At 65.4% G+C, this 23,935-nt stretch carries 21 protein-coding genes; 12 read left to right on the forward strand and 9 right to left on the reverse strand.

Going from position 1 to position 23,935, the window contains the following annotated elements:
* Nucleotides 1-14 precede the first annotated feature (14 nt).
* Entirely contained in the window at nucleotides 15-2,111 is a 2,097-nt protein-coding gene (tkt, locus tag AADZ78_RS11095; protein ID WP_085252178.1) for a transketolase, read from the reverse strand.
* 275 nt (nucleotides 2,112-2,386) lie between these two features.
* Here tkt and AADZ78_RS11100 point away from each other — a divergent pair, with 275 nt between their 5' ends.
* Complete coding sequence (locus tag AADZ78_RS11100) at nucleotides 2,387-3,316, forward strand: heme o synthase (protein ID WP_085252179.1); 930 nt, start codon at nucleotides 2,387-2,389, stop codon at nucleotides 3,314-3,316.
* 40 nt (nucleotides 3,317-3,356) lie between these two features.
* Here AADZ78_RS11100 and AADZ78_RS11105 read toward each other — a convergent pair whose 3' ends face one another.
* A complete protein-coding gene (locus tag AADZ78_RS11105) occupies nucleotides 3,357-4,337 on the reverse strand; it encodes a quinone oxidoreductase family protein (RefSeq protein ID WP_139828925.1) in 981 nt (326 codons plus the stop codon).
* A gap of 19 nt (nucleotides 4,338-4,356) precedes the next feature.
* On the opposite strand from AADZ78_RS11105, the gene AADZ78_RS11110 reads away from it, so the two are divergent.
* The gene (locus tag AADZ78_RS11110; RefSeq protein ID WP_085252181.1) at nucleotides 4,357-5,079 is read left to right on the forward strand and encodes a hypothetical protein; all 723 of its coding nucleotides are present in this window, start codon (nucleotides 4,357-4,359) and stop codon (nucleotides 5,077-5,079) included.
* A 58-nt stretch (nucleotides 5,080-5,137) separates the two neighbouring features.
* Here the strand turns inward: AADZ78_RS11110 and AADZ78_RS11115 are convergent, their stop codons facing one another.
* The 5 genes from AADZ78_RS11115 to mptB form a co-directional block, all read right to left on the reverse strand.
* Nucleotides 5,138-5,761, reverse strand: a complete 624-nt coding sequence (locus AADZ78_RS11115; RefSeq protein ID WP_085252182.1) for an AMP-binding protein — start codon at nucleotides 5,759-5,761, stop codon at nucleotides 5,138-5,140.
* 147 nt (nucleotides 5,762-5,908) lie between these two features.
* Nucleotides 5,909-6,889 (reverse strand): COX15/CtaA family protein, encoded by a 981-nt coding sequence (locus AADZ78_RS11120; RefSeq protein WP_372510613.1) that lies wholly within the window; start codon nucleotides 6,887-6,889, stop codon nucleotides 5,909-5,911.
* 108 nt (nucleotides 6,890-6,997) lie between these two features.
* Nucleotides 6,998-7,708: an ABC transporter permease gene (locus AADZ78_RS11125; protein ID WP_239656432.1), complete on the reverse strand. Its 711-nt coding sequence runs from the start codon at nucleotides 7,706-7,708 to the stop codon at nucleotides 6,998-7,000.
* Nucleotides 7,709-7,785: 77 nt separating this feature from the next.
* Nucleotides 7,786-8,694 carry an ABC transporter ATP-binding protein gene (locus AADZ78_RS11130; protein ID WP_085252228.1) on the reverse strand — a complete coding sequence of 303 codons (909 nt, stop codon included), beginning with the start codon at nucleotides 8,692-8,694 and terminating at the stop codon, nucleotides 7,786-7,788.
* A 26-nt stretch (nucleotides 8,695-8,720) separates the two neighbouring features.
* The gene (mptB, locus tag AADZ78_RS11135) at nucleotides 8,721-10,433 is read right to left on the reverse strand and encodes a polyprenol phosphomannose-dependent alpha 1,6 mannosyltransferase MptB (protein WP_085252184.1); all 1,713 of its coding nucleotides are present in this window, start codon (nucleotides 10,431-10,433) and stop codon (nucleotides 8,721-8,723) included.
* A 17-nt stretch (nucleotides 10,434-10,450) separates the two neighbouring features.
* Here mptB and AADZ78_RS11140 point away from each other — a divergent pair, with 17 nt between their 5' ends.
* From AADZ78_RS11140 to AADZ78_RS11170, 7 genes are read left to right on the forward strand one after another with little or no spacing between them, the layout of a single operon-like run.
* On the forward strand, nucleotides 10,451-11,278 hold the full coding sequence (locus AADZ78_RS11140; protein WP_085252227.1) for a helix-turn-helix transcriptional regulator: 828 nt from the start codon (nucleotides 10,451-10,453) through the stop codon (nucleotides 11,276-11,278).
* A complete protein-coding gene (gene sufB / locus AADZ78_RS11145; protein ID WP_085252185.1) occupies nucleotides 11,275-13,800 on the forward strand; it encodes an intein-containing Fe-S cluster assembly protein SufB in 2,526 nt (841 codons plus the stop codon). Before AADZ78_RS11140 ends, sufB begins: the two co-directional genes overlap by 4 nt.
* Nucleotides 13,797-15,008 (forward strand): Fe-S cluster assembly protein SufD, encoded by a 1,212-nt coding sequence (gene sufD, locus AADZ78_RS11150; RefSeq protein ID WP_085252186.1) that lies wholly within the window; start codon nucleotides 13,797-13,799, stop codon nucleotides 15,006-15,008. The genes sufB and sufD overlap by 4 nt, the downstream gene beginning before the upstream one ends.
* A complete protein-coding gene (sufC, locus tag AADZ78_RS11155) occupies nucleotides 15,005-15,790 on the forward strand; it encodes a Fe-S cluster assembly ATPase SufC (RefSeq protein WP_085252187.1) in 786 nt (261 codons plus the stop codon). The genes sufD and sufC overlap by 4 nt, the downstream gene beginning before the upstream one ends.
* Nucleotides 15,787-17,052 carry a cysteine desulfurase gene (locus tag AADZ78_RS11160; RefSeq protein WP_085252188.1) on the forward strand — a complete coding sequence of 422 codons (1,266 nt, stop codon included), beginning with the start codon at nucleotides 15,787-15,789 and terminating at the stop codon, nucleotides 17,050-17,052. The genes sufC and AADZ78_RS11160 overlap by 4 nt, the downstream gene beginning before the upstream one ends.
* On the forward strand, nucleotides 17,049-17,537 hold the full coding sequence (sufU, locus tag AADZ78_RS11165; protein ID WP_085252189.1) for a Fe-S cluster assembly sulfur transfer protein SufU: 489 nt from the start codon (nucleotides 17,049-17,051) through the stop codon (nucleotides 17,535-17,537). The genes AADZ78_RS11160 and sufU overlap by 4 nt, the downstream gene beginning before the upstream one ends.
* Nucleotides 17,512-17,859, forward strand: a complete 348-nt coding sequence (locus tag AADZ78_RS11170) for a metal-sulfur cluster assembly factor (protein ID WP_085252190.1) — start codon at nucleotides 17,512-17,514, stop codon at nucleotides 17,857-17,859. Before sufU ends, AADZ78_RS11170 begins: the two co-directional genes overlap by 26 nt.
* A gap of 13 nt (nucleotides 17,860-17,872) precedes the next feature.
* Here AADZ78_RS11170 and AADZ78_RS11175 read toward each other — a convergent pair whose 3' ends face one another.
* Together AADZ78_RS11175 and AADZ78_RS11180 are read right to left on the reverse strand one after the other, a co-directional pair.
* Nucleotides 17,873-19,702, reverse strand: coding sequence for an acyl-CoA dehydrogenase (locus AADZ78_RS11175; protein ID WP_085252229.1), 1,830 nt, complete (start codon nucleotides 19,700-19,702; stop codon nucleotides 17,873-17,875).
* Nucleotides 19,703-19,794: 92 nt separating this feature from the next.
* The gene (locus tag AADZ78_RS11180) at nucleotides 19,795-20,889 is read right to left on the reverse strand and encodes a PE family protein (protein ID WP_085252191.1); all 1,095 of its coding nucleotides are present in this window, start codon (nucleotides 20,887-20,889) and stop codon (nucleotides 19,795-19,797) included.
* A gap of 242 nt (nucleotides 20,890-21,131) precedes the next feature.
* Here AADZ78_RS11180 and AADZ78_RS11185 point away from each other — a divergent pair, with 242 nt between their 5' ends.
* Genes AADZ78_RS11185 through trxA form a run of 3 tightly spaced genes read left to right on the forward strand, consistent with a single transcriptional unit; the run spans nucleotide 21,132 to nucleotide 23,924 of the window.
* The gene (locus tag AADZ78_RS11185; protein ID WP_085252192.1) at nucleotides 21,132-23,123 is read left to right on the forward strand and encodes a heavy metal translocating P-type ATPase; all 1,992 of its coding nucleotides are present in this window, start codon (nucleotides 21,132-21,134) and stop codon (nucleotides 23,121-23,123) included.
* A 41-nt stretch (nucleotides 23,124-23,164) separates the two neighbouring features.
* Nucleotides 23,165-23,527 (forward strand): thioredoxin family protein, encoded by a 363-nt coding sequence (locus AADZ78_RS11190; protein ID WP_085252193.1) that lies wholly within the window; start codon nucleotides 23,165-23,167, stop codon nucleotides 23,525-23,527.
* Between the two features lie 43 nt (nucleotides 23,528-23,570).
* On the forward strand, nucleotides 23,571-23,924 hold the full coding sequence (gene trxA / locus AADZ78_RS11195) for a thioredoxin (RefSeq protein WP_085252194.1): 354 nt from the start codon (nucleotides 23,571-23,573) through the stop codon (nucleotides 23,922-23,924).
* Nucleotides 23,925-23,935 lie beyond the last annotated feature (11 nt).

Below are 23,935 nucleotides of genomic sequence, written 5' to 3' on the forward strand. Positions count from 1 at the left end.
TCAATCACCTTTTCTCAGTTATCGAGTGCTTCTTCCGCGGCGGCAGCGACGGCTTCTGCTGTGAAGCCGTACTCGCGGAACAAAGTCTTGTAATCGGCGGATTCCCCGTAGTGCTCGATCGACACGATCTTCCCGGTGTCGCCGACCAGCTTGTGCCACGATTGCGCGACGCCGGCCTCGACGGCCACCCTGGCTGACACCGACGGGGGTAGCACGGCGTCGCGGTACTCGTAGGGCTGGGACTCGAACCACTCCACGCACGGCATCGACACCACTCGCGCAAGAATGTCCTTGTCCGCCAACAGCTTTTGCGCCTCGACGGCGAGCTGCACCTCGGACCCGGTGGCGATCAGAACAACGTCGGGCTCCTCTTCGTCCCCGTCGGCGTCACTCAGGATGTAACCACCTCGGGCGACCCCTTCGGCGTCAGTGCCCTCGAGTACCGGCACACCCTGGCGGGTGAGAATCAAGCCGACCGGACCGCTGCCGTTGCCGCGAGCCAGGATCGTGCGCCAGGCGTATGCCGTCTCGTTGGCGTCGGCCGGGCGCACCACTGACAAGTTGGGGATTGCGCGCAGCGCCGAAAGGTGCTCGATCGGCTGATGGGTGGGGCCATCTTCGCCGAGCCCGATCGAGTCGTGTGTCCACACGTAGATGGTGTCGATGTTCATCAGCGACGCCAGCCGCACCGCCGGGCGCATGTAGTCCGAGAATTGCAGGAACGTGCCACCGTACGCCCGGGTGGGGCCGTGCAGCACGATGCCGGACAGGATGGCGCCCATCGCGTGTTCGCGAACACCGAAATGCAGCGTGCGGCCATACCAGTGCGCGGTGTAGTCCTTGGTCGAAATCGACGGCGGCCCAAAGGAATCGACGCCCTTGATGGTGGTGTTGTTGCTGCCCGCCAGGTCGGCCGAACCACCCCACAACTCGGGCAGTTTCGGCCCGACGGCGGCCAGCACCGCACCGGAGGCCGCGCGGGTGGCCAGCGCCTTCGACCCCGCTTCCCAATGGGGCAAGTCGGCGTCCCAGCCGTCGGGTAACTTCTGCGCGAGCAGCCGGTCCAGCAGCGCCTTGCGCTCGGGCTCGCGCTGCGCCCACGCTTCGAACCCTTGTTGCCACGCCTCGTGGGCTTCCTTGCCGCGGGCCACGAGCCCACGCGTGTGGGTGATGACGTCCTCACGTACCTCGAACGTCTTGTCGGGATCGAACCCCAGGATTCTCTTGACGGCCGCGACTTCCTCGTCACCCAGGGCCGCGCCGTGCGCCTTGCCGGTGTTCATCAGGTTTGGCGCCGGATAGCCGATGATGGTGCGCAGCGAGATAAACGACGGCCGATCGGTAACGGCCTTGGCGCTGGCGATGGCCTCCTCGATGCCGACGACGTTTTCGCCGCCCTCCACCTCTTGCACGTGCCAGCCGTAGGCACGGTATCGGGCGCCGGTGTCCTCACACAGCGCGATGTCGGTGTCGTCCTCGATCGAAATCTGGTTGTGGTCGTAGAACACGATGAGGTTGCCCAGTTGCTGGACCGCCGCCAGTGACGACGCTTCGGAGGTCACCCCTTCTTCGATGTCCCCGTCGGAGGCGATGACGTAGATGTAGTGGTCGAAGGGGCTGGTGCCCGGTTCCGCGTCCGGGTCGAACAAGCCCCGTTCGTAGCGCGCTGCCATGGCCATCCCGACCGCCGACGCGAGACCCTGCCCGAGGGGCCCGGTGGTGATCTCAACGCCCTTGGTGTGCCTGAACTCCGGGTGTCCCGGGGTTTTGGAGCCCCAGGTGCGCAGCGACTCGATGTCGGACAGCTCCAGGCCGAAGCCGCCGAGATACAGCTGCAGGTAGAGGGTCAGGCTGCTGTGCCCGGCCGACAGCACGAACCGGTCGCGGCCCAGCCAACCGGTGTCGCTGGGATCATGGCGCATCGTCCGCTGAAACAGGGTGTATGCCAGCGGGGCCAGGCTCATCGCCGTTCCGGGGTGACCGTTGCCGACCTTTTGGACGGCATCGGCGGCCAGCACCCGGATGGTGTCGACCGCAGCCGAATCGATCTCGGTCCAGTCGTCAGGATGGCGCGGTTGGGTGAGCGCGGAGATCTCTTCGAGTGTGGTCACAGATTCAGTCCTCAGTTCAGTCCACAGTCCAGGGTCATCAAACTGATCAACCCCACCCTAGTGTGGGATCGCGAACGGCTGCAGGCCCAGATTTGCGGATACCCATCAGGGGCCCTGTGAAAAGTAACCTGCCGATACCCGCGCTTTGCATTCGGTGCCGGTATGCCGGAAAAATCACTGTGAATCGACCCTGCGGCGCTGCGGCTGGGGGCACGCCGTCTACCATCGTGCGTAGTAGAAGCTGCGCGCGGCTGCGATCCCCGAGGAGTTATTGCGTGAGCGTTCGCGGGCTCGTCGCGCCGAGGCGAGTAACAGGCCGGGTGACCGGGACGCTGCTGGCTTACCTGGCGCTCACCAAACCGCGGGTCATCGAGCTGCTGTTGGTGACCGCGATACCTGCCATGCTGCTCGCGCACCGGGGCACCGTTCATCCGCTGCTGATCCTCAACACGCTGGTCGGTGGGATGATGGCCGCCGGCGGGGCCAACACGCTCAACTGCGTGGCCGACGCGGATATCGACAAGGTGATGAAGCGCACGGCGCGACGGCCGCTGGCCCGCGCCGCCGTGCCGACCAGAAATGCCCTGGCCTTAGGGCTCGTGCTGAGCGGTGGCTCGTTTTTCTGGCTGTGGTGGACCACCAACCTGCTGTCGGGACTCCTCGCGGTGGCGACCATCGCGTTCTATGTGTTCGTCTACACGCTGCTGCTCAAGCGTCGGACGTCGCAGAACGTGGTGTGGGGCGGCGCGGCCGGTTGCATGCCGGTGATGATCGGCTGGTCCGCCAGCACCGGCACCATCTCCTGGCCGGCGCTGGTCATGTTCGCGATCATCTTCTTCTGGACTCCACCGCACACCTGGGCGTTGGCGATGCGGTACAAGGAGGACTACCAAGCGGCTGGCGTGCCGATGTTGCCGGCCGTGGCCACCGAGCGTCAAGTTACTAAGCAGATCCTTATCTATACCTGGCTGACCGTGGCGGCGACGCTGGTGCTCGCCCTGGCGGCCGGGTGGCTCTACGCAGCGGTGGCCCTGGTGGCCGGGGTGTGGTTCCTGGCTATGGCGAATCAGCTGTACGCCGGGGTGCGCGCTGGCGAGCCGGTCAAGCCGCTGCGGCTTTTCCTGCAATCCAACAACTACTTGGCGCTGGTCTTCTGCGCGTTGGCGATCGACTCGGCGATAGCGCTGCCGACGCTGTTCGGCTGAGGGCTGCCGCTCCGCTGTCCCCTTAACGGCTGCTCCGAATTCAAGCGGGGATGAGAACGATTGATCCGGCCGTTTTTCGGCTTTGCAGATCCTTATGGGCCTGGGCCGCGTCGGCCAGCGGATAGCGACCGCCGACTTCGCTCTTGACGGCTCCGCTGCCAAGCACGTCGAACAGTTCAGTAGCCCGCCAATTGAACTCATCGCCGGTACGGATGAAGTGGAACAGCGAGGGCCGGGTGAGATACACCGAGCCGGCGGCGTTGAGGCGCTGCGGATCGACCGGTGGGACGGGCCCGCTGGCGGCGCCGAATAGGGCCAGGGTGCCGCGAACGGCCAGGCTGGCCAGGCTGGCATCGAACGTGGTTGCGCCCACACCGTCGTACACCGCTTGCACCCCGACGCCTCCGGTTAGCTCACGGATCTTGCCGCCGAACTGGGCGGCGTCCTCAGGGTAGCGGAGCACTTCGTTGGCACCGGCGTCCTTGGACAGCCGCGCCTTTTCGTCCGTCGAGACGGTGCTGAGCACCCGCACGCCGAGGTGAGCGGCCCATTGCGTCAGGATCAACCCGACGCCGCCGGCGCCAGCGTGCACCAGCACGGTGTCGCCGGTTTGCACCGGATACACCGACTTCAGCAGGTAGTGGGCCGTCAGTCCTTTCAGCAGCACCGAGGCCGCCACTTCGGAGCTGACGCCGTCCGGCACCTTCGCCGTCAAAATTGCTGGCGCACTGGCGTATTCGGCGTATCCGCCGTTCGCTGAGGCGCTGACTACCCGATCGCCCACGTTGAAGCCGCTTTCGGCCCCCTCGCCAATCTCGGCTACTGTGCCGCATACCTCGGAGCCGATGACGAACGGCAGCGGACGTGGGTACTGCCCCGTGCGGAAGTAGGTGTCGATGAAGTTGACGCCGATGGCCTCGGCCTTGATCAGCAGCCCGCCAGGGCCGGGTTCGGGTTGCGGCCTTTCGACGTAACGCAGGACGTCTGGGCCGCCGGTTTCGCTGACTTCGATTGCGTGCACGTGGCTATCATGCCCGACCATGAAGCTCGCCCGCCCGGACGTCTTCCATCCCCGCATCGTGTTGGCGGGTTGGCCGCAGCAAATCGCCGGTGACGGCGACGATGCGGGGCTGGTGGCCGCGCTGCGCAGGCGAGGGTTGCATGCGCGGTGGTTGTCCTGGGATGACCCGGAGACCATCCGCGCCGACCTGGTGATCCTGCGCGCAACGAGGGACTACCCGGACCGGCTGAACGAGTTCTTGCGGTGGACCAGGCGCGTGCCCAGCCTGCTCAACCCGCCCGAGGCCATCGCCTGGAATGTCGACACCCGATACCTGCGTGACCTCGAGCGTGCCAACGTGCCGACGTTGTTCGGGTCGACGCCGGCTGTCGGCGGGCACGAGCACCGCGCGGCAGCCGGTAAGACGGCGCTGGTCTTTTTCGGCGGTGTGGCGTCGCACGGGTTTACCCCGGGGGCAGCGATAGATCCGGATTTCCAGCTGTGGGACTTGGGACGGGCCGCGCTCGAGGCGGCTGCCGATCAGGTAGGCATCGGCGCACCCGAATTGCTCTATGCCCGCGTCGACGTAGCCGGCGAGCCGGGCGATGCGCGAGTGGTGTGCCTGGATTTGGTTGCCCCATCGTTGGGCTGGGCCGTGCTGGACAGGGCAACGCGCGTCGCTCGACAACGCCAGTTCGTGCTGTGCGTCGAGTCGGCGCTCGAGCGACTGGGGCTCGGCCCGTTCCGGCATCGAGGGTTGTAGCAAGATCCGCCAGGGGCGAAGAACCGTTCTCGGGCCGACGCTAATTCGGATGGGGCGATTAGGTAGGCGGTTGTAGTAGTGCCGCCCAGATCTCCCACACCGAAGTGGATGCAACTGCTCGGCTGGTGTCCGACGGGAAGATGTAGGCGATGTTGTCGGGGTTGGGGTGCGGCAGTGCGTGGGCGGGGTAGGAGGTGTTGACGACGGGGTCGTCGATGTCGATGACGAGCAGGTGGTGGTCGGCGAGTCGAGTGGCCTGTGCGGTGGTGGTGATCGCGGCTGAGGGCGCGGCGTCGTCGAGCAGGGACGCCACCTGGGCATCGGGCAAAGTTGAGTCGATGGACAGGCAGACGGCCCCGACCTTCCACGCGGCCAACATCGCGATGATCGCTTGGGCTGATGCGTCAAACAGCAGGGCGATCACATCGCCGAGACCCACGCGGTGTGCCGCGAGGAGGTGGGCAAGTCGGTTGGCGGCTTCCTCGAGCTCGCGGTAGGTCCATGGGTTCCCCGCAACAGCCAGTGCGATCGCCTCGGGAGTGTGGTTGACCTGCTCGCTGAGCAACTGCGGAACCGACACCGCTGAGCTTTGCTGCGAAAGCCATACGGCCAGCTCCAACTGGGTCACTGTGAACGCCCGCTCAGCAAGCGCCCCCTGATTCTGTACAACGTTGACGCTCATCGGTGTTCCTGACTATCTCTTGATGCCATAAGCCAGTTTGTCTGCACAATCCCTGCGGTGCATATCCGCTACTCGTCGAGGGTTTGTGTCCGCCAATCGGCGGAACGGCGCGTCCCCCAACCGTTGTGCAGGGACCGAGGTGCTGAATTATGAAGCGCCGCAAGATGTCTCGGGCTCGACCCGTTCTCGCATCGACGCCCATAGTGCGGCGGTAGCCGCTGTGCATGCCGCGGCGCCGGCCACGTGCACGGCGACCAGGGCGGCGGGCACGCCGGTGAAGTACTGCGTGGTGCCGACGGCGGCCTGTGCGAAAACCAGCGCGAGCAACACGGCGAGCCGCAGCATTATCGCTCGCGCGGCATGCACCGCCAGCAGCCCGAACCCCAACCCGACCAGCAGTGCGAGGTAGGAGACCAGCAGCGAGGAATGCATGTGCGCCAGGGTGACGATCTCGATTTTCAGCCGCGGCACCGTCCGCGTCGGGCTTCGGTCGCCGGCATGCGGGCCCGCTGCGGTCACCAGCGTGCCCGTGACCAACACCGCGGCCAGGTTCAGCGCACTCAAGGCGGTAAGCATCCGCAGCGGCCTGGCTACCCGCGGCTGCACGACTCCGTCGTCGGGTTCGCCGACCTTGACGTAGAGCAACACCGACAGCCACACCATCGTCATCGATGCCAGCAGGTGGATGGCGACCGTCCACCACAGCAGCCCGGTGCGCACGGTGATGCCACCGATCACCGCCTGCACGACCGTGGATGCCGGCATCAGCCACGCATAGACCACCACCTCGCGGCGCCGGCGCGCTCGGGTGACGGCCAACACGGCCAGTACCGCGGTGATCACTACCGCGAAGGTGATCATTCGGTTGCCGAACTCGACGGCCTGGTGGATCCGCGGCACCTCGGCGACCGTAACCGGGGTAAAGCTGCCCGGAAAGCACTCTGGCCAGGTGGGGCAGCCCAGACCCGACGCGGTGACGCGGACAATCGCACCGGTGACCGCGATGCCGCCTTGGGTGAGGATGACGGCTGCGGCAATGATCCGCTGGACGCGCAGGCTGGGGTGGGGGAGCAGGTCCACCAACCTCAACAACCCTCGTTCGACGGTCACCGCCCGATCGTAAGACACGAAAAACTACGCCTTGTAGTAGGGACCGTGCGCCCAAACTGAAACCACGCACACTGGCGTCGGTGTGTCGGGTGCGTGGTGTGAGTGTCGCGACGGACCGCGCCCGTGTCAGGTGAACCGGAACCAGCGCCGCGCGGCCAGCGCGGCCACGGCGCCCCATACCACCAGGACGACGAGCCCGAACCAGTCCACCGACAGGGTCATCGCCCGCGACAGCGCTTCGGTGAGCGCGCCCGACGGGGTGAGCCGGGAAGCCCACTTGACCGCGGCCGGGATCATGGTGGTCTCGAGGGTCAAAGCGCCGAACCCGGCGAACACGAACCACATCAGGTTGGCGACCGCCAGGACGATCTCGGCGCGCAGGGTGCCGCCGAGCAGCAAGCCGAGCGCCGCAAAGCCCGCGGTGCCCAGCGCGATGACCGCCGCGCCCAACGCCAGGGCGGCCAGCGCCGGTCGCCAGCCGAGCGCAAACCCGATGGCGCCCAAGATAATTGCCTGCAAGAACACCACGGCGACCACTGCCAGCGACTTGCCGGCGATGATTCCCCAGACCGGCAGCGGGGTGGCCCCCAGCCGTTTCAGAGCCCCGTAACGACGATCGAAGGCGACCGCGATGGCCTGTCCGGTGAATGCGGTGGAAACCACCGCGAGCGCCATGATCACCGGAACGAACGTGGCGGCGCGGTGCGGGCCGAACGATCCCAGCGGCAGCAGCGTGAGTCCGGCCAGCAGCGTGATCGGGATGAACATCGTCAAGAGCAATTGCTCGCCGTTGCGCAAGAGCAGTTTCAATTCCAAATTGAACTGTGCGGCAAGCATTCTGGGCACCGTGTTGGGACGTGGATCCGGGGTGAAGGTGCCCGCGGGGAACGGTGCGCCGACCGCCTTGTCAAGAGTCACTGTCGCAACCTCCTGCCGGTGAGATCGAGGAACACGTCCTCGAGGCTGCGCTGCTCGACGCGCATATCGGTGGCCAGTACGTCGATTTGCGCACACCACGCCGTCACCGTCGCTAGCACCTGCGGGTCCACCGGGCCCTCGACCAGGTACTCGCCCGGTGTCACCTCGGTGGCCTTGTAGTCCTCCGGCAAAGCGGAGGCCAACAACGACAGGTCAAGACGCGGCGGCGCGGTGAACCGCAACTGGTCTTTCGCGCCGCTGCGCATCAACTCCGCGGGTGTGCCCGCGGCCACCGTCACTCCGTGGTCGATGATGACCAGCCGGTCGGCGAGCTCCTCTGCCTCCTTGAGCTGGTGGGTGGTCAGCACCACCGTTACGCCGTCGCGTCGCAATGCGTCGATCAACTCCCACACCAGCAGCCGCGCATGGGCGTCCATGCCTGCCGTCGGCTCGTCCAGAAACACCAGTTCGGGACGGCCGACCAGGGCACAGGCCAGCGCCAGCCGTTGCTGCTGCCCACCGGAGAGCCGGCGATACGTAGTGCGTGCGGCCTCGGTAAGGCCCAATGTGGCTAAGAGCCATTGCGGGTTAAGGGGATCGGCGGCGTAGGACGCCACCAGGTTCAGCATTTCGCCGGCGCGCGCCGCCGGATAGCCGCCGCCGCCCTGCAACATCACACCAATGCGCGTCCGCAGGCGCGCATTGTCAGCGATCGGGTCCAGGCCGAGCACCTCGATTGTCCCGGCGTCCGGGCGGACAAAGCCCTCGCACATCTCGACGGTCGTCGTCTTCCCGGCTCCGTTTGGGCCCAGTAGCGCCATCACTTCGGCGGCGTGCACGTCGAGATCGAGGGTGGAGACGGCGGTCAGCGACCCGTACCGCTTACATACCCCGCGTAGCCGCATGACGATGTCGGGGACTTTGCCGCGGCTCACGTGGAATCAGCGTAGGCGTCGGACGCGGCCTTGGGACGAGGGGTGGCCGTCCGGGTCTCCGGCGCTTCGGTTGCCGCCTCCCCATCCATGACCGCTGGCTGATTCACGTCGCCATTCTCCGGCAGCGGTCGCCATGGCAACCGCGTGTACGTCAGCGCGATGAGCACCACGACGGTGGTGGCGCTGGCCAGCGTGGCATCAACGATCTGGAACAGCGCGAAGCGGTCACCGTTGGCTGTCGGACCGAAGATGCCGACGATGAGGGTGACCATGATGGCCGCTACTCGAAATCCCGTGCGGCTGGCCCAGGTGGCCAGCGGGATGATGGCCCACAGCAGATACCAGGGCTGTACCACGGGAAACAGCAGCACAGTGATGCCGAGTGCGACCCCAAGGCCACCGATCGGGTGCAGCCGGCCGCGGAAGACGGCCAGCAACAGCCAGCAGACCATCACCGTGATGATCAGCACGCCGATGCCACGGGTCAGCGACAGCACGGCGGTGGTGTGATCGCCCAGGCGCAGCAGAATCCCTACTTGCCCGGTGCCCAGCGCCAGCAGCGTCGGCGGGGACATCCAGCTGCGCACCACATTCGCGGTGCCGAGCGTGAAGATCCAGCCGAATCCGAGCCCACTGGCCCAGCCGACGATGGCCATCACCGCCAGCGACAGCCCCGTCATGCCGCCCCCGGCCAGCAGCAGCGCCCGCAGGTTGCCCCCCCAGCGGTAGGCGAGCGCCATCGTCACAAAGCCCAGTGCCAGCAGGGAGGGCAGTTTCACCTGTGACGACAACACGATCAGGATCGAACCCCCCACCAGCATGACCACCGGTTCCCAATCCGAGCCGGGCCGCCACGATGCGGGCTTCAGGCGTTCAGCATCGATGCCGCGCAGCGCGAATTCGGCGCCGGTCAGCATCAGCCCGAGCATCAACGCCTCGTTGTGGATACCGGCGACCAGGTGCATAAACAGCAGCGGATTGGCCGGCCCTAGCCACAGCGCGCTGACTTCGGCGACCCCGCAACGCCGCGCCAGCCGCGGCGTCGCCCACACGATCAGAGCCACCCCGACCAGGACCACCAACCTGTGGCAGAGCACGGCGGCGACGATGTTCTCCCCGGTCAGCGCGGAGATTCCGCGTCCAATCCACAAGAACAACGGGCCATAGGGTGCCGGCGTCTCCCGCCACAGGCTGGGGACCGAAAGTGTGAATACGTGGCCGAGACCCAAGCCGGACGCCGGACCCACCCGGTAGGGGTCAAGTCCCTCCAGCGAGATCTGGCTCTGGGCCAGGTAGGAGTAGACGTCCTTGCTGTACATCGGCGGGGCGATCAGCAGCGGCAGCATCCACAACACCAATGTGCGGTCCAGCTCGCCACGCGACATCCGCCTTTTGCCCAACGCGAACCGCCCCAGCATCAACCAAGCCAGCGCCATCATGACCGCCCCGGTGGTGGTCATCGTCAACGACACCGTTTGGATCCGCGACGGCAGATTCAGCAACCGAACCCCAAAGGTGGGGTCCTGGACGACGGGCCGGGCCCCGGCACCCAGGGCGCCGATGGCCATCAGGACGGTTCCGGTGGCGCCAAAGAGTCGAGTGCGGGCAAGTGCGGTGAGCTCGGTGGCGTTCAGCGGCGAGCCCACCGCCGTCTCGTCACCGTGCAAGCTGGCGATCGATGAGCTCAGCGAGTGGTGGCGGGCTGCCATCAGTGCAGCCTAACGGCATGGCGCCGAACCGCTGTTGCGCTCGTCACGTGAGGGCACCCTTGCTAGACCGATTTCCGGAATTGCGTCACACTGGTGTTGTGAAAATCCGATCCGACGTGGATGCTGCCATGCCTGCAGCCGCTGCTGCGGGGACGGATGGCCACACCCGCCGCGCGGTGGTGCGCTTGTTGCTGGAATCCGGGTCGATCACCGCTGGCGAGATCGGCGACCGGCTGGGCCTGTCGGCGGCGGGCGTGCGGCGTCATCTAGATGCGCTGATCGATGCAGGTGACGCCGAATCCGTGGCCGCTGCGGCCTGGCAGCAGGTGGGACGCGGTCGGCCCGCCAAGCGTTACCGGCTGACCGCGAACGGCCGGGCCAAGCTCGACCATTCCTACGACGACCTGGCGTCCGCCGCCATGCGGCAGTTGCGGGAGATCGGCGGCGAGGAAGCGGTTCGGACGTTTGCGCGGCGGCGTATCGACTCGATCTTGGCCGGCGTCGAGGCGGCCGACGGCGCCGACGACGCCGCAGTGGAGGCGGCCGCCGAGCGGGTCGCCGGCGCGCTGACCAAAGCCGGCTATGTTGCCACCACCACCCGGGTCGGCGGGCCGATCCACGGGGTGCAGATCTGCCAGCATCACTGCCCGGTATCGCATGTCGCCGAGGAGTTCCCCGAGCTGTGCGAAACCGAGCAGCAGGCCATGGCCGAGGTTCTCGGAACCCATGTGCAAAGGCTGGCGACCATCGTCAACGGTGACTGCGCCTGCACCACCCACGTACCACTGACACCGGCGCCCAGCCCGCGTCGCGACACCACGAGCATCAAAGGAGCATCCGCATGACACTCACGCCAGAGTCCACGAAGGCTCCGGCCGAGCCGCTGACCCAGGAAGAAGCGATCGCCTCCCTGGGCAGGTACGGCTACGGCTGGGCGGACTCCGACGTCGCGGGCGCCAGCGCACAGCGCGGGCTGTCCGAGGCGGTGGTCCGTGACATCTCCGCGAAGAAGAACGAGCCCGAATGGATGCTGCAGAACCGGCTGAAGGCGCTGCGCATCTTCGAGCGCAAGCCCATGCCGAAGTGGGGTTCCAACCTTGAGGGCATCGATTTCGACAACATCAAGTACTTCGTGCGGTCTACCGAAAAGCAGGCCGCGAGTTGGGATGATTTGCCAGAGGATATTCGCAATACCTACGACAAGCTTGGAATTCCGGAAGCTGAGAAGCAAAGACTAGTTGCTGGAGTAGCCGCACAATACGAGAGCGAGGTTGTTTACCACCAGATCAGAGAGGATTTAGAGGCTCAGGGAGTCATATTCTTAGACACTGATACTGGTTTGCGGGAACATCCGGAAATCTTCAAGCAGTACTTCGGAACTGTAATTCCAGCCGGCGATAATAAGTTCTCTGCGCTGAACACAGCTGTGTGGAGTGGCGGGTCGTTTATTTACGTCCCGCCGGGCGTGCACGTCGACATCCCGCTGCAGGCCTACTTCCGAATCAACACCGAGAACATGGGGCAGTTCGAACGGACGCTGATCATCGCCGACGAAGGCGCTTACGTGCACTATGTCGAGGGCTGCCTACCCGCTGGTGAGCTCATCACGACCGCCGACGGGGACCTGCGGCCCATCGAATCGATCCGCGTCGGCGACTCTGTCACGGGCCACGACGGACGAGCGCACCGCGTCACCGCCGTGCAGGTGCGCGACCTCAACGGCGAGCTGTTCACCTTCACGCCGATGTCGCCCGCCAACAGATTCTCCGTCACGGCGGAGCATCCGTTGCTTGTCATTCCGCGTGATGAAGTGCGTGTCGCCCGCAAGGAGCGCAACGGGTGGAAGGCGGAAGTCAACAGCGCCAAGCTCCGTAGTGCCGAGCCGCGATGGATCGCGGCCACGGATGTAGCCGAGGGTGACTTCCTGATCTACCCCAAGCCGAAGCCGATCCCACACAAGACGGTGCTGCCGCTCGAGTTCGCGCGGCTCGCGGGCTACTACCTGGCCGAAGGCCACGCGTGCCTCACCAATAACTGTGAGTCGCTGATCTTCTCGTTCCACAGCGACGAGTTCGAGTACGTCGAGGACGTGCGGCAAGCATGCAAGTCGCTGTACGAGAAGTCGGGCTCGGTGTTGATCGAGGAGCACAAGCATTCGGCGCGCGTCACCGTCTACACGAAGGCGGGCTATGCCGCGATGCGCGACAACGTGGGGGTCGGATCGTCAAACAAGAAGCTGTCGGATCTGTTGATGCGCCAGGACGAGACGTTCCTGCGCGAGCTGGTCGACGCCTACGTGAATGGCGACGGCAATGTGATCCGGCGCGGGGGTGCGCTGTGGAAGCGGGTACACACCACATCACGCGTCTGGGCCTTCCAGCTACAGTCCATCCTGGCGCGGCTGGGTCACTACGCAACGGTCGAGCTGCGCAGGCCGGCAGGTCCGGTTGTGATCCAGGGCCGCAACGTGATTCGCAAGGACCTCTACCAGGTCCAGTGGACAGAAGGCGGCGGCGGCCCTAAGCAGGCCCGCGACTGCGGCGACTACTTCGCTGTCCCGATCAAGAAACGAACGGTCCGGGAGGCACACGAGCCTGTCTACAACCTGGACGTCGAGGCGCCCGACAGCTACCTCGCTTACGGATTCGCGGTACACAACTGCACTGCGCCGATCTACAAGTCGGACTCACTGCACTCGGCGGTGGTGGAGATCATCGTGAAACCGCATGCGCGCGTGCGTTACACCACCATCCAGAACTGGTCGAACAACGTCTACAACCTGGTCACCAAACGGGCCCGCGCTGAAGCCGGCGCGACGATGGAGTGGATCGACGGCAACATCGGGTCCAAGGTGACCATGAAGTACCCGGCGGTCTGGATGACCGGTGAGCACGCCAAGGGTGAGGTGCTTTCGGTGGCGTTCGCCGGCGAAGACCAGCACCAGGACACCGGCGCCAAGATGCTGCATCTGGCGCCGAACACGTCGAGCAACATCGTGTCCAAGTCGGTGGCACGCGGCGGCGGCCGCACGTCCTACCGCGGCCTGGTCCAGGTGAACAAGGGTGCGCATGGCTCTAAGTCGAGCGTGAAATGCGATGCGCTGCTGGTCGATACGATCAGCCGCAGCGACACCTACCCGTACGTCGACATCCGCGAGGACGACGTCACGATGGGCCACGAGGCCACCGTGTCGAAGGTCAGCGAGAACCAGCTGTTCTACTTGATGAGTCGCGGGCTGACCGAGGACGAGGCGATGGCGATGGTGGTGCGCGGCTTCGTCGAGCCGATCGCCAAGGAACTGCCCATGGAATACGCGCTTGAGCTCAACCGGCTGATCGAGCTGCAGATGGAGGGCGCGGTCGGATGACGGCTCAGGACCTGACCGCATCCGTCGAGGGGTCTCGGATCACCGCACTGAACAAAGGAGAGCTGTTCGCCTCCTTCGACGTCGACGCTTTCGAAGTTCCGCACGGCCGCGACGAGCTCTGGCGGTTCACCCCGCTGCGGCGGCTGCGCGGCCTGCACGACGGCTCGGCCAAGGCCACCGGGAGCGCCCAAATCACGGTCGGCGAACAACCCGGGGTGCGCGTCGAAACCGTGCGCCGCGGCGACGAGCGGCTCGGGCAGGGCGGCGTTCCAGCCGACCGGGTTGCCGCCCAGGCGTTTTCGTCGTTCAACTCGGCGACGCTGGTTACCGTCGGACGCGACACGCAGATCGCCGAGCCGGTGAACGTCGTAGTCACCGGTCCCGGCGAGGGTGCGATGGCCTACGGGCATTTACAGATCCGGGTCGACGAGCTCGGCGAGGCGGTCGTGGTGATCGATCACCGGGGGAGCGGAACCTACGCCGACAACGTCGAATTCGTCGTCGACGACGCGGCCCGGCTCACCGTCGTGTGGATCGCCGACTGGGCCGACGACATGGTGCACCTCAGCGCCCACCACGCCCGCCTCGGCAAGGACGCCGTACTGCGCCATGTCACCGTCACGCTGGGAGGCGAGCTGGTCCGAATGTCGGCCAACCTGCGGTTCGCGGCAACCGGCGGCGACGCCGAACTGCTGGGCCTATACTTCGCCGACGACGGCCAGCACCTGGAATCGCGGCTGCTGGTCGACCACGCTCACCCCAACTGCAAATCGAATGTGCTGTATAAGGGTGCGCTGCAAGGAGATCCGGACTCGTCGCTGCCCGACGCGCACACCGTCTGGATTGGCGACGTGCTGATCCGCGCCGAAGCCATCGGAACCGACACCTTCGAGGTGAACCGCAACCTGGTGCTCACCGACGGCGCGCGTGCCGACTCGGTGCCCAACTTGGAGATCGAGACCGGCGAGATCGTCGGCGCCGGACACGCCAGTGCCACCGGACGTTTCGACGACGAGCAGCTCTTCTATCTCCGCTCTCGCGGTATCCCCGAAGAGCAGGCCCGCCGGCTGGTGGTCCGCGGCTTCTTCGGGGAGATCATCTCCAAGATCGCGGTCCCCGAGATACGCGACCGCCTGACCGCAGCCATCGAACACGAACTAGCCATCACAGAATCAAAGGCAACGGAATCGAGATCACTAGCCTCATGACGACTTTGGAAGTCAAGGACCTGCACGTCAGCGTTGAGAACCCCAACGCCGCCGACACCGAACGCGAGATTCCGATCCTCAACGGCGTCGACCTGACCGTGAAATCCGGTGAGACACATGCGTTGATGGGCCCCAACGGCTCCGGCAAGTCCACGCTGTCGTATGCCATCGCCGGTCACCCGAAGTATCGGGTGACGTCGGGATCCATCACGTTGGATGGTGCCGACGTCCTAGAGATGAGCATCGACGAGCGCGCGCGTGCCGGACTGTTTCTGGCCATGCAGTACCCCGTCGAGGTGCCTGGCGTCTCGGTGTCGAACTTCCTGCGCTCGGCGGCGACCGCCATCCGCGGCGAGGCACCGAAGCTGCGGCACTGGGTCAAAGAGGTCAAGGCCGCGATGTCGGCCCTCGACATCGACCCGGCGTTCGCCGACCGCAACGTCAACGAAGGGTTTTCCGGCGGCGAGAAGAAGCGCCACGAGATCCTGCAGCTGGAGCTGCTCAAGCCCAAGATCGCCATCCTCGACGAAACCGACTCCGGTTTGGACGTTGACGCGTTGCGAGTGGTCAGCGAGGGGGTGAACCGCTACGCGCAATCCGAGCACGGCGGCATCCTGTTGATCACGCATTACACCCGCATCCTGCGCTACATCCATCCGGAGTACGTCCACGTGTTCGTCGGGGGCCGCATCGCCGAATCCGGCGGTTCAGAGCTCGCCGACGAACTCGAGCAGAACGGCTACGTACGCTTCACCCAAGCGGCCGCGGGGGCGGGACCATGACTGTCTCATTAGGCCGTCGGTCGCCACTAATAGACGTTGCGGCGATCCGCGCCGATTTCCCCATTCTCAAGCGCGTGATGCGCGGCGGAAATCAGCTGGCGTACCTGGATTCCGGTGCGACGTCGCAGCGACCGTTGCAGGTGCTCGACGCGGAGCGCGACTTTCTCGTCACGTCCAACGGCGCGGTGCACCGTGGCGCGCACCAGCTGATGGAAGAGGCGACCGACGCCTACGAGCAGGGCCGTGCGGACATCGCGGCGTTCGTCGGCGCCGACGCGGACGAGCTGGTATTCACCAAGAACGCCACGGAGTCGCTCAACTTGGTGTCATATGTGTTGGGCGACAAGCGGTTCGAGGGTGCCGTCGGACCCGGTGAGGTCATTGTCACCACCGAGCTGGAGCACCACGCCAACCTGGTCCCGTGGCAGGAGCTCGCCCGGCGTACTGGGGCCACGCTGCGCTGGTATGGCGTCACCGACGAAGGTCGTATCGATCTTGATTCGCTCGAGCTGGACGAACGCGTCAAAGTCGTTGCGTTCACCCATCACTCCAATGTGACGGGCGCCCTGGCGCCGGTAACAGAACTGGTTTCCCGAGCCAAAGCCGCTGGCGCGCTGACCGTCCTGGACGCCTGCCAGTCGGTCCCGCACCAGCCGGTCGACCTGCACGACTTGGGCGTCGACTTCGCCGCGTTCTCCGGACATAAAATGCTGGGCCCCAACGGGATCGGCGTGCTGTACGGCCGCCGTGAGCTGCTAGCACAGATGCCACCGTTCCTCACCGGTGGATCGATGATCGAGACCGTGACCATGGCAGCCAGCACCTACGCGTCGGCCCCGCAGCGATTCGAGGCAGGAACCCCGATGACCTCCCAGGTGGTCGGGTTGGCCGCCGCCGCACGCTATCTCGGCGGGATTGGCATGGACGCTGTCGAAGCACACGAACGCGAGCTCGTTGCCGCGGCCATCGAGGGCCTGTCCGGTATCGACGGCGTCCGGATCATCGGGCCCACATCAATGGAAAACCGCGGCTCGCCGGTGGCATTCGTCGTCGACGGCGTGCACGCGCACGACGTGGGGCAGGTGCTCGACGACGACGGCGTCGCCGTGCGGGTCGGGCACCACTGCGCATTGCCACTGCACCGCAGGTTCGGGCTGGCGGCCACCGCGCGCGCGTCGTTCGCGGTGTACAACACCGTAGGCGAGGTCGATCGGTTGGTCGCCGGTGTGCGACGGGCGCTGGACTTCTTTGGGAGATCCTGAATTTGCGACTCGAGCAGATCTACCAGGACGTGATCCTGGACCACTACAAGCACCCGCAGCACCGCGGGCTGCGTGAGCCATTCGGCGCGCAGGTCTTCCACGTCAACCCGATCTGCGGCGACGAGGTCACCCTGCGGGTCGCCTTGTCGGACGACGGCGAAATCGTCGCAGACGTTTCCTACGACGGCCAGGGCTGTTCGATCAGTCAGGCGTCGACCTCCGTGCTCACCGAGCAGGTGATCGGCCGGAGCGTGCCCGAGGCGTTGCAGATCATTTCGGCGTTTACTGAAATGGTGTCCTCGCGCGGCACCGTTGCGGGGGACGAGGATGTGCTGGGCGACGGGGTCGCGTTCGCCGGGGTGGCCAAGTACCCGGCTCGGGTGAAATGCGCGTTGCTCGGCTGGATGGCTTTTAAGGATGCGCTGGCTCAGGCCAGCGCTGCTGTCGAGGAGGTTACCGATGAGCGAGACGACCGCGCCGGATGAAGAATTGCTCGCCGACGTCGAGGAGGCGATGCGCGACGTCGTCGACCCGGAGCTGGGGATCAACGTCGTCGATCTGGGACTGGTCTACGGCCTCGACCTGGAAGAGGGCGACGAGGGAACCGTCGCGCTGATCGACATGACCCTGACATCTGCGGCGTGCCCGCTCACCGATGTCATTGAGGACCAGTCGCGCAGCGCGTTGGTCGGCAGCGGTCTGGTCAACGACATCCGCATCAACTGGGTCTGGAACCCGCCGTGGGGCCCGGACAAGATTACCGATGACGGGCGTGAGCAACTCCGCGCGCTCGGTTTCACCGTCTGATCGGGAAGCCCCGTCAGAACGCGTCCTCGGAGACGCGCATGATCTCGTCGTCAATGGATTCGATTACGGTGCGCACTCCGCTCAGTTTCGGCAGCATGTTTTTGGCGAAGAACGACGCGACCGCAATCTTGCCTTGGTAAAACGACTCGTCGCTCTTCGAGGGCTCATTCGCCAAAGCGGCGCGGGCGACATTGGCTTGAACCAGCAGTCGCCAGCCGATGAGCAGGTCGCCAACGGCCAGCAGGTATCGCACCGATCCGAGCCCCACCTTGTAGATGTCGGTGGAATTTTGCGCGGCGGACATCAGGTATCCGGTTAGCGCGCCGGTCATCGCCGTGAAATCGTCGAGTGCGGTTTGTAGCAACTCGGCTTGTGGCTTCAGCGATTCATCGATGTTTTCGATGGTGTGACTGATCTGAGTCAGCACATGCTGCAGTGCCTGGCCGTGGTCGCGCACGATCTTGCGGAAGAAGAAGTCCAGCGCCTGGATGGCAGTGGTGCCCTCGTACAGCGAATCGATCTTGGCGTCGCGGATGTACTGCTCAATGGGATAGTCGACCAAGAAACCCGAGCCACCCAGGGTCTGCAGCGACTCGGTCAGGATTTCGTAGGCCCGTTCCGAGCCCACCCCTTTGACGATCGGCAGCAGCAGATCGTCGACGCGGTGCGCCATATCGTGATCCGCGCCCGAAACACGTTGGGCCACATCGTCATCCTGATGTGCGGCGGCATACAGATACAGCGCCCGCAGACCCTCGGCGTAGGCTTTCTGGGTCATCAGGCTGCGACGCACGTCGGGATGACGCATGATCGTGACCCGCGGCGCGGTCTTGTCGGTCATCTGGGTCAGATCCGCACCCTGTATCCGCTCCTTGGCATAGGCCAGCGCGTTCAGATAGCCCGTGGACAGGGTGCCCGCGGACTTGACGCCGATCGTCATGCGGGCGTGCTCGATGATGGTGAACATCTGCGCGATCCCGTTGTGCACACCACCGACCAGGTAACCAACGGCCGGCACATCGGTTGCGCCGAAAGTCAATTCACACGTGGGGGAGGACTTCAGGCCCATTTTGTGCTCAAGCCCGGTGACGTAGACCCCGTTGCGCGGCCCGAGTTCTAAAGTCTCGGGGTCGAAGAGAAAGTTGGGTACGTAGAACAGACTCAAGCCCTTGGTACCCGGACCGGCGCCCTCGGGGCGGGCCAACACGAGATGGAAGATGTTCTCGCAGGTTTCGCCGACGTCTCCGCCGGAGATGAACCGCTTGACGCCCTCGATATGCCAGGTGCCATCGGGTTGTTCAATGGCCTTTGCGCGGGCCGCACCCACATCGGAGCCCGCATCGGGTTCGGTGAGCACCATGGTGGATTGCCAGCCACGCTCTATACCCTTGGCCGCCCACTGGCGCTGCTGTTCGTCGCCCTCAATGAAGAGCGCATGGGCCATCACCGGTCCCAAGAGGTAGAAGCACGCAGACGGATTGGCGCAAAAGATCATTTCGTTGACGGCCCAGGTGAGGGGCGGCGGCGCGGCCATGCCACCGATCTCTTCGGCCAGACCCAGCCGCCACCACTCCGCGTCCTTGATCGCTTGCACCGTCTTGACCAGTTCGTCCGGCACGCTGATCGAGTGAGTGGCGGGGTCGAACACCGGTGGATTGCGGTCGGCGAAGGCGAACGATTCGGCGATCGGGCCTTCGGCCAAGCGAGCGGCCTCGGACAGGATGGTGCGGGCGGTGTCGGCATCCAGATCGCTGTACCGGCCCGTACCGAGGACGGCGCCTACATCAAGAACTTCGAACAGGTTGAATTCGAGATCGCGGACGTTGGCGATGTAGTGCCCCAATTCGATTCCCTTCAACCTCGGCTGATCGGCTTTTGATCGGGAACAGTCTCGCCGAGTGGAGAAAATGTACGCAACCGTAGGTAGGGCTGCTACTACGTGCCGTTCGCGCCGTTTATGCCGAACAGCAGCCCGCGCTGGCCGCCGGTGCCGGGCGTGTTAAGAAGACCGAAGGCGTCGCCTCCGTCACCGCCGTTGCCGATCAACAGCGCATTGCCGCCGTTGCCGCCATCGCCGATCACCGTCCCGCCGTCGCCACCGGCCCCGCCGTTACCGATCAATCCGGCCTGGCCGCCGATCCCGCCGTTACTGGTCGTTCCGCCGTCGCCGCCGTCACCGCCGCTGCCGTACAGGAACCCGCCGTTGCCGCCACTCCCGCCGTTGCCGAAGGAGAGGGAATTCCCGCCCGCGCCTCCGTCGCCTAGTAACCAGGCCCGACCACCCGCAGCGCCCCCGGCGGGGCCGGCGCCGCCGACGCCGCCATTGCCGTAAAGGAATCCGCCGTTTCCGCCGACGCCGCCGACTCCCCCGGGAGCGCCGGCGCCGCCGGCGCCGCCCGCGCCGAACAACAAGGCAGAGCCACCGATGCCTCCGGAGCTGCCGATGCCGCCGACACCACCGTTGCCGTACAGCCACCCGCCAGCGCCGCCATTACCGCCGCCCGCGCCCGCTCCGCCATTGCCGCCGTTCCCGCCATTGCCGAGCAATCCGGCGGCCCCGCCGCTGCCGCCGGCCACCCCCATGGCGGATTGCGAGAAGCCGTTGCCGCCATTGCCGAACAGGATCCCGCCGGCCTGGCCGTTCGGGCTCGCCGCGGTGCCATCGGCTCCGTTACCGATAAACGGACGGTTGAACAGCGCTAGCGCGGGCGCATTGATAAAGTCCGCGATCGGCTGGAAGGCACCGAAGTTGGTGGCCTCCGCGGCGGCGTACGCCTGGGCGCCGCCGGAGAGGCTTCGCACGAAGTCGCTGTGAAACGCCGCGACCTGAGCGCTCGCCACCTGAAAACTTTGGCCGTGTGCGGCGAAGAACGCCGCGACGGCGGCCGACACCTCATCGGCGCCCGCGGCCGCCACCGCGGTCGTCTGGGCCGCCGCCGCCGAATTAGCCTCGCTAAGCATCGAACCGACGCGAGCCAAGTTCTGGGCCGCACCCGATAACAGCTCCGTATTGGCAACCACGAACGACATCCCGTACCTCCCCTGTGAAGCGTCAGCGACGGAATGAATCTTATCGTGATTCGTCAGCAATAGTTACCCATTCGTCACCCGTTTCAGGATGAGTTGCGCAAACCGGCGCGGAAATCAATTTGCGTTGTGCCAGTGACCAATTCAATCGCATACCGCAATGCAAACGAGATATTTGGCGGTCGCTGCATCCCTAGACTCGGTTCATCCTGACGCACTCCCACCCCTGTCGTGAGGCCGCCGGAATGACTTTGACCGCTTTCGAAGTGACTGCTCCAGAGGCTACTTTCGACCGCGCTCCAAGAACGATCTCCCAACCGTTGAGCTGGCGGGCCGCGCTGTGGTCAGTGGTGTCGGTGCGCTGGGCGGCGGTCGCGCTGGCGCTGTTCCTAGCTGGCCTGGCGGCGCAGGGCAGCGGCGCGCCCGAGTCGGTGTGGTGGACGCTGTATCTGGCTTGCTACCTCGCGGGTGGGTGGGGTTCGGCGTGGGCCGGCGCACAAGCGTTGCGGAACAAGGCCCTTGACGTCGACCTGCTCATGATCGTCGCCGCGATCGGCGCGGTCGCGATCGGACAGATCTTCGACGGCGCGCTACTGATCGTAATTTTCGCGACGTCTGGCGCGCTCGACGACGTTGCCACCAAACACACCGCAGACTCGGTCAAAGGGTTGTTGGACCTCGCGCCCGATTGGGCCGTGGTGATCGAAGGCGACGGCAACGAGCGCGCGGTGCCGGCCAGTGAGCTGGTGATCGGTGACCGGGTGGTGATACGACCCGGAGAGCGGATACCCGCCGATGGGGTGGTGATATCGGGCTCCTCTGACGTCGACCAATGCTCGATCACCGGCGAATCGATGCCGATGACCAAGGACAGTGGTGACGAGGTGTTTGCGGGCACCGTGAACGGATCAGGGGTGCTGCAGCTGGTGGTCACCCGTGACCCGTCACAGACCGTGGTCGCCCGCATTGTCGAACTGGTGGCCAAAGCGTCGGCGACCAAGGCCAAGACCCAGCTGTTCATCGAGAAGATCGAGCAGCGCTACTCCGTTGGCGTGGTGGCCGCCACGCTTGCTCTTGTCACCATCCCGTTGCTGATGGGCGCCCCGTTGCAGCCAACATTGTTGCGCGCCATGACTTTTATGATTGTGGCGTCGCCGTGCGCCGTGGTGCTGGCCACCATGCCGCCGCTGCTTTCGGCGATCGCCAACGCGGGCCGGCACGGGGTATTGGTCAAGTCCGCGGTGGTGGTCGAGCGCCTCGCTGACACCAGCATTGTCGCGCTGGACAAGACCGGCACGCTGACTTGCGGCATCCCGCAACTGACGACCGTGGAGCCGCTGAAGCCTGAGGCGCTCGGCGTCGCTGGATTGCTCCAATTGGCCGCTGCCGCAGAGCAATCCAGTGAACATCCGCTTGGGCGGGCCATCGTCGACGAAGCTCGCAGCCGAGGCATCGCCGTCCCAGCGGCCGAGGACTTCCGCGCTCTGCCGGGCCGGGGGGTACGTGCCACCGTGGGGCGTGATTTTGTCGAGGTCTGCAGCCCACACGGCTACCGAGGCGCGCCGGTGCCCGAACTGGCGCCGATCCTCGAGGCCGGTGCAACCGCGGCGATCGTCCTACTGAATGGTGTCGCGGTTGGCGTACTCGGACTCACCGATCAGGTTCGACCCGACGCCGCCGAGTCCGTCGCGTCGCTGACCGCGTTGACCGCGGCGCCGCCGGTGCTGTTAACCGGAGACAACGGGCGCGCGGCCCGACGGGTTGCCCAGCACGCCGGGATCACCGACGTACGCGCGGCATTGCTGCCGGAACAGAAAGTCGAAGCGGTCCGCGGTCTGCAGGCCGTTGGTCACCGGGTGCTCGTCGTCGGCGACGGCGTCAACGACGCCCCCGCGATGGCCGCGGCACGTACGTCGATGGCCATGGGCGCCGGAGCCGACCTCACCCTGCAGACCGCCGACGGTGTCACCGTGCGCGACGAACTGCACACCATCCCGACGATGATTGGGCTGGCCCGGCAGGCTCGCCGGGTCGTGACCGCCAACCTGGCCATTGCGGCTACCTTCATCACGGTCCTGGTGTTGTGGGATCTGTTTGGCCACCTGCCGCTGCCGCTTGGTGTGGCCGGCCACGAAGGATCCACGGTGCTGGTGGCCCTCAACGGCATGCGTCTGTTGACCAACCGGTCGTGGCGGGCCGCGGCCCATTCTTGTCGGGGCACGTGCGCTGAGGGCTGAAACTCGGGCGTTTCCGCAAGCCCGGACGTAGGCTCCCACCCGTGGCTACTCGGGACCTGACGGCGGCGGTTTTCAAGCAAACCATCGACGCCAACGACAACGTGCTCGTCTATTTCTGGGCACCGTTGTGCGGGCCGTGTGACTTGTTCACGCCGACCTACGCGAACTCGTCGAACAAACACTTCGACATCGTGCATGCCAAGGTCAACTACGAAACCGAGAAGGACCTGGTCGAGATGGCTAAGGTCCAGTATCTGCCGACATTGATGGCCTTCAAAAAGGGCAAGCTGGTGTTCAAGCAAGCCGGCATTGCCAATCCCGCGGTCATGGACAACCTGGTGCGGCAGCTTCGGACATACAAATTCAAGGTCGAATCTCCGGCAGGTCAGCGGGGCCTGCTGTGAATATGCGGGAACAAGAACGGCGCTGCGCGGCGTTAGGGGTGGCGTGACTACCCAAGACCTGACTGCTGCGCAGTTCAATGAAACCGTCAACGACAATGACATGGTGCTCGTCGATTTCTGGGCATCCTGGTGTGGCCCGTGTAAGGCCTTCGCGCCGACGTTCCAGGCTTCCTCGGAGAAGCACCCCGACGTTGTGTTCGCCAAGGTGGACACCGAAGCCGAGCAAGAGCTAGCCGCGGCCGCACAGATCCGGTCCATCCCCACGCTGATGGCATTCAAGAAGGGCAAGCTGTTGTTCAACCAGGCCGGAGCGCTGCCGGCAGCGGCTCTCGAGGATCTGGTCCAGCAGCTCAAGGCATACGACGTACCAGAAGATGCGGCGGCACCTGCCACCTAAGGCCATCCGTA

Origin of the sequence: Mycobacterium riyadhense (genome assembly GCF_963853645.1) — a bacterium.
GTDB classification, from domain to species: domain Bacteria; phylum Actinomycetota; class Actinomycetes; order Mycobacteriales; family Mycobacteriaceae; genus Mycobacterium; species Mycobacterium riyadhense.

Coding starts and splice junctions, on each gene's coding strand:
- sufB (WP_085252185.1), top strand. CDS start 11,275: ATGACACTCACGCCAGAGTCCACGAAGGCTCCGGCCGAGCCGCTGACC.
- sufC (WP_085252187.1), top strand. CDS start 15,005: ATGACGACTTTGGAAGTCAAGGACCTGCACGTCAGCGTTGAGAACCCC.
- AADZ78_RS11130 (WP_085252228.1), bottom strand. CDS start 8,694: ATGCGGCTACGCGGGGTATGTAAGCGGTACGGGTCGCTGACCGCCGTC.
- AADZ78_RS11110 (WP_085252181.1), top strand. CDS start 4,357: ATGAAGCTCGCCCGCCCGGACGTCTTCCATCCCCGCATCGTGTTGGCG.
- AADZ78_RS11125 (WP_239656432.1), bottom strand. CDS start 7,708: ATGCTTGCCGCACAGTTCAATTTGGAATTGAAACTGCTCTTGCGCAAC.
- AADZ78_RS11170 (WP_085252190.1), top strand. CDS start 17,512: ATGAGCGAGACGACCGCGCCGGATGAAGAATTGCTCGCCGACGTCGAG.
- mptB (WP_085252184.1), bottom strand. CDS start 10,433: ATGGCAGCCCGCCACCACTCGCTGAGCTCATCGATCGCCAGCTTGCAC.
- AADZ78_RS11115 (WP_085252182.1), bottom strand. CDS start 5,761: ATGAGCGTCAACGTTGTACAGAATCAGGGGGCGCTTGCTGAGCGGGCG.
- AADZ78_RS11160 (WP_085252188.1), top strand. CDS start 15,787: ATGACTGTCTCATTAGGCCGTCGGTCGCCACTAATAGACGTTGCGGCG.
- AADZ78_RS11140 (WP_085252227.1), top strand. CDS start 10,451: ATGGCGCCGAACCGCTGTTGCGCTCGTCACGTGAGGGCACCCTTGCTA.
- AADZ78_RS11185 (WP_085252192.1), top strand. CDS start 21,132: ATGACTTTGACCGCTTTCGAAGTGACTGCTCCAGAGGCTACTTTCGAC.
- sufD (WP_085252186.1), top strand. CDS start 13,797: ATGACGGCTCAGGACCTGACCGCATCCGTCGAGGGGTCTCGGATCACC.
- AADZ78_RS11180 (WP_085252191.1), bottom strand. CDS start 20,889: ATGTCGTTCGTGGTTGCCAATACGGAGCTGTTATCGGGTGCGGCCCAG.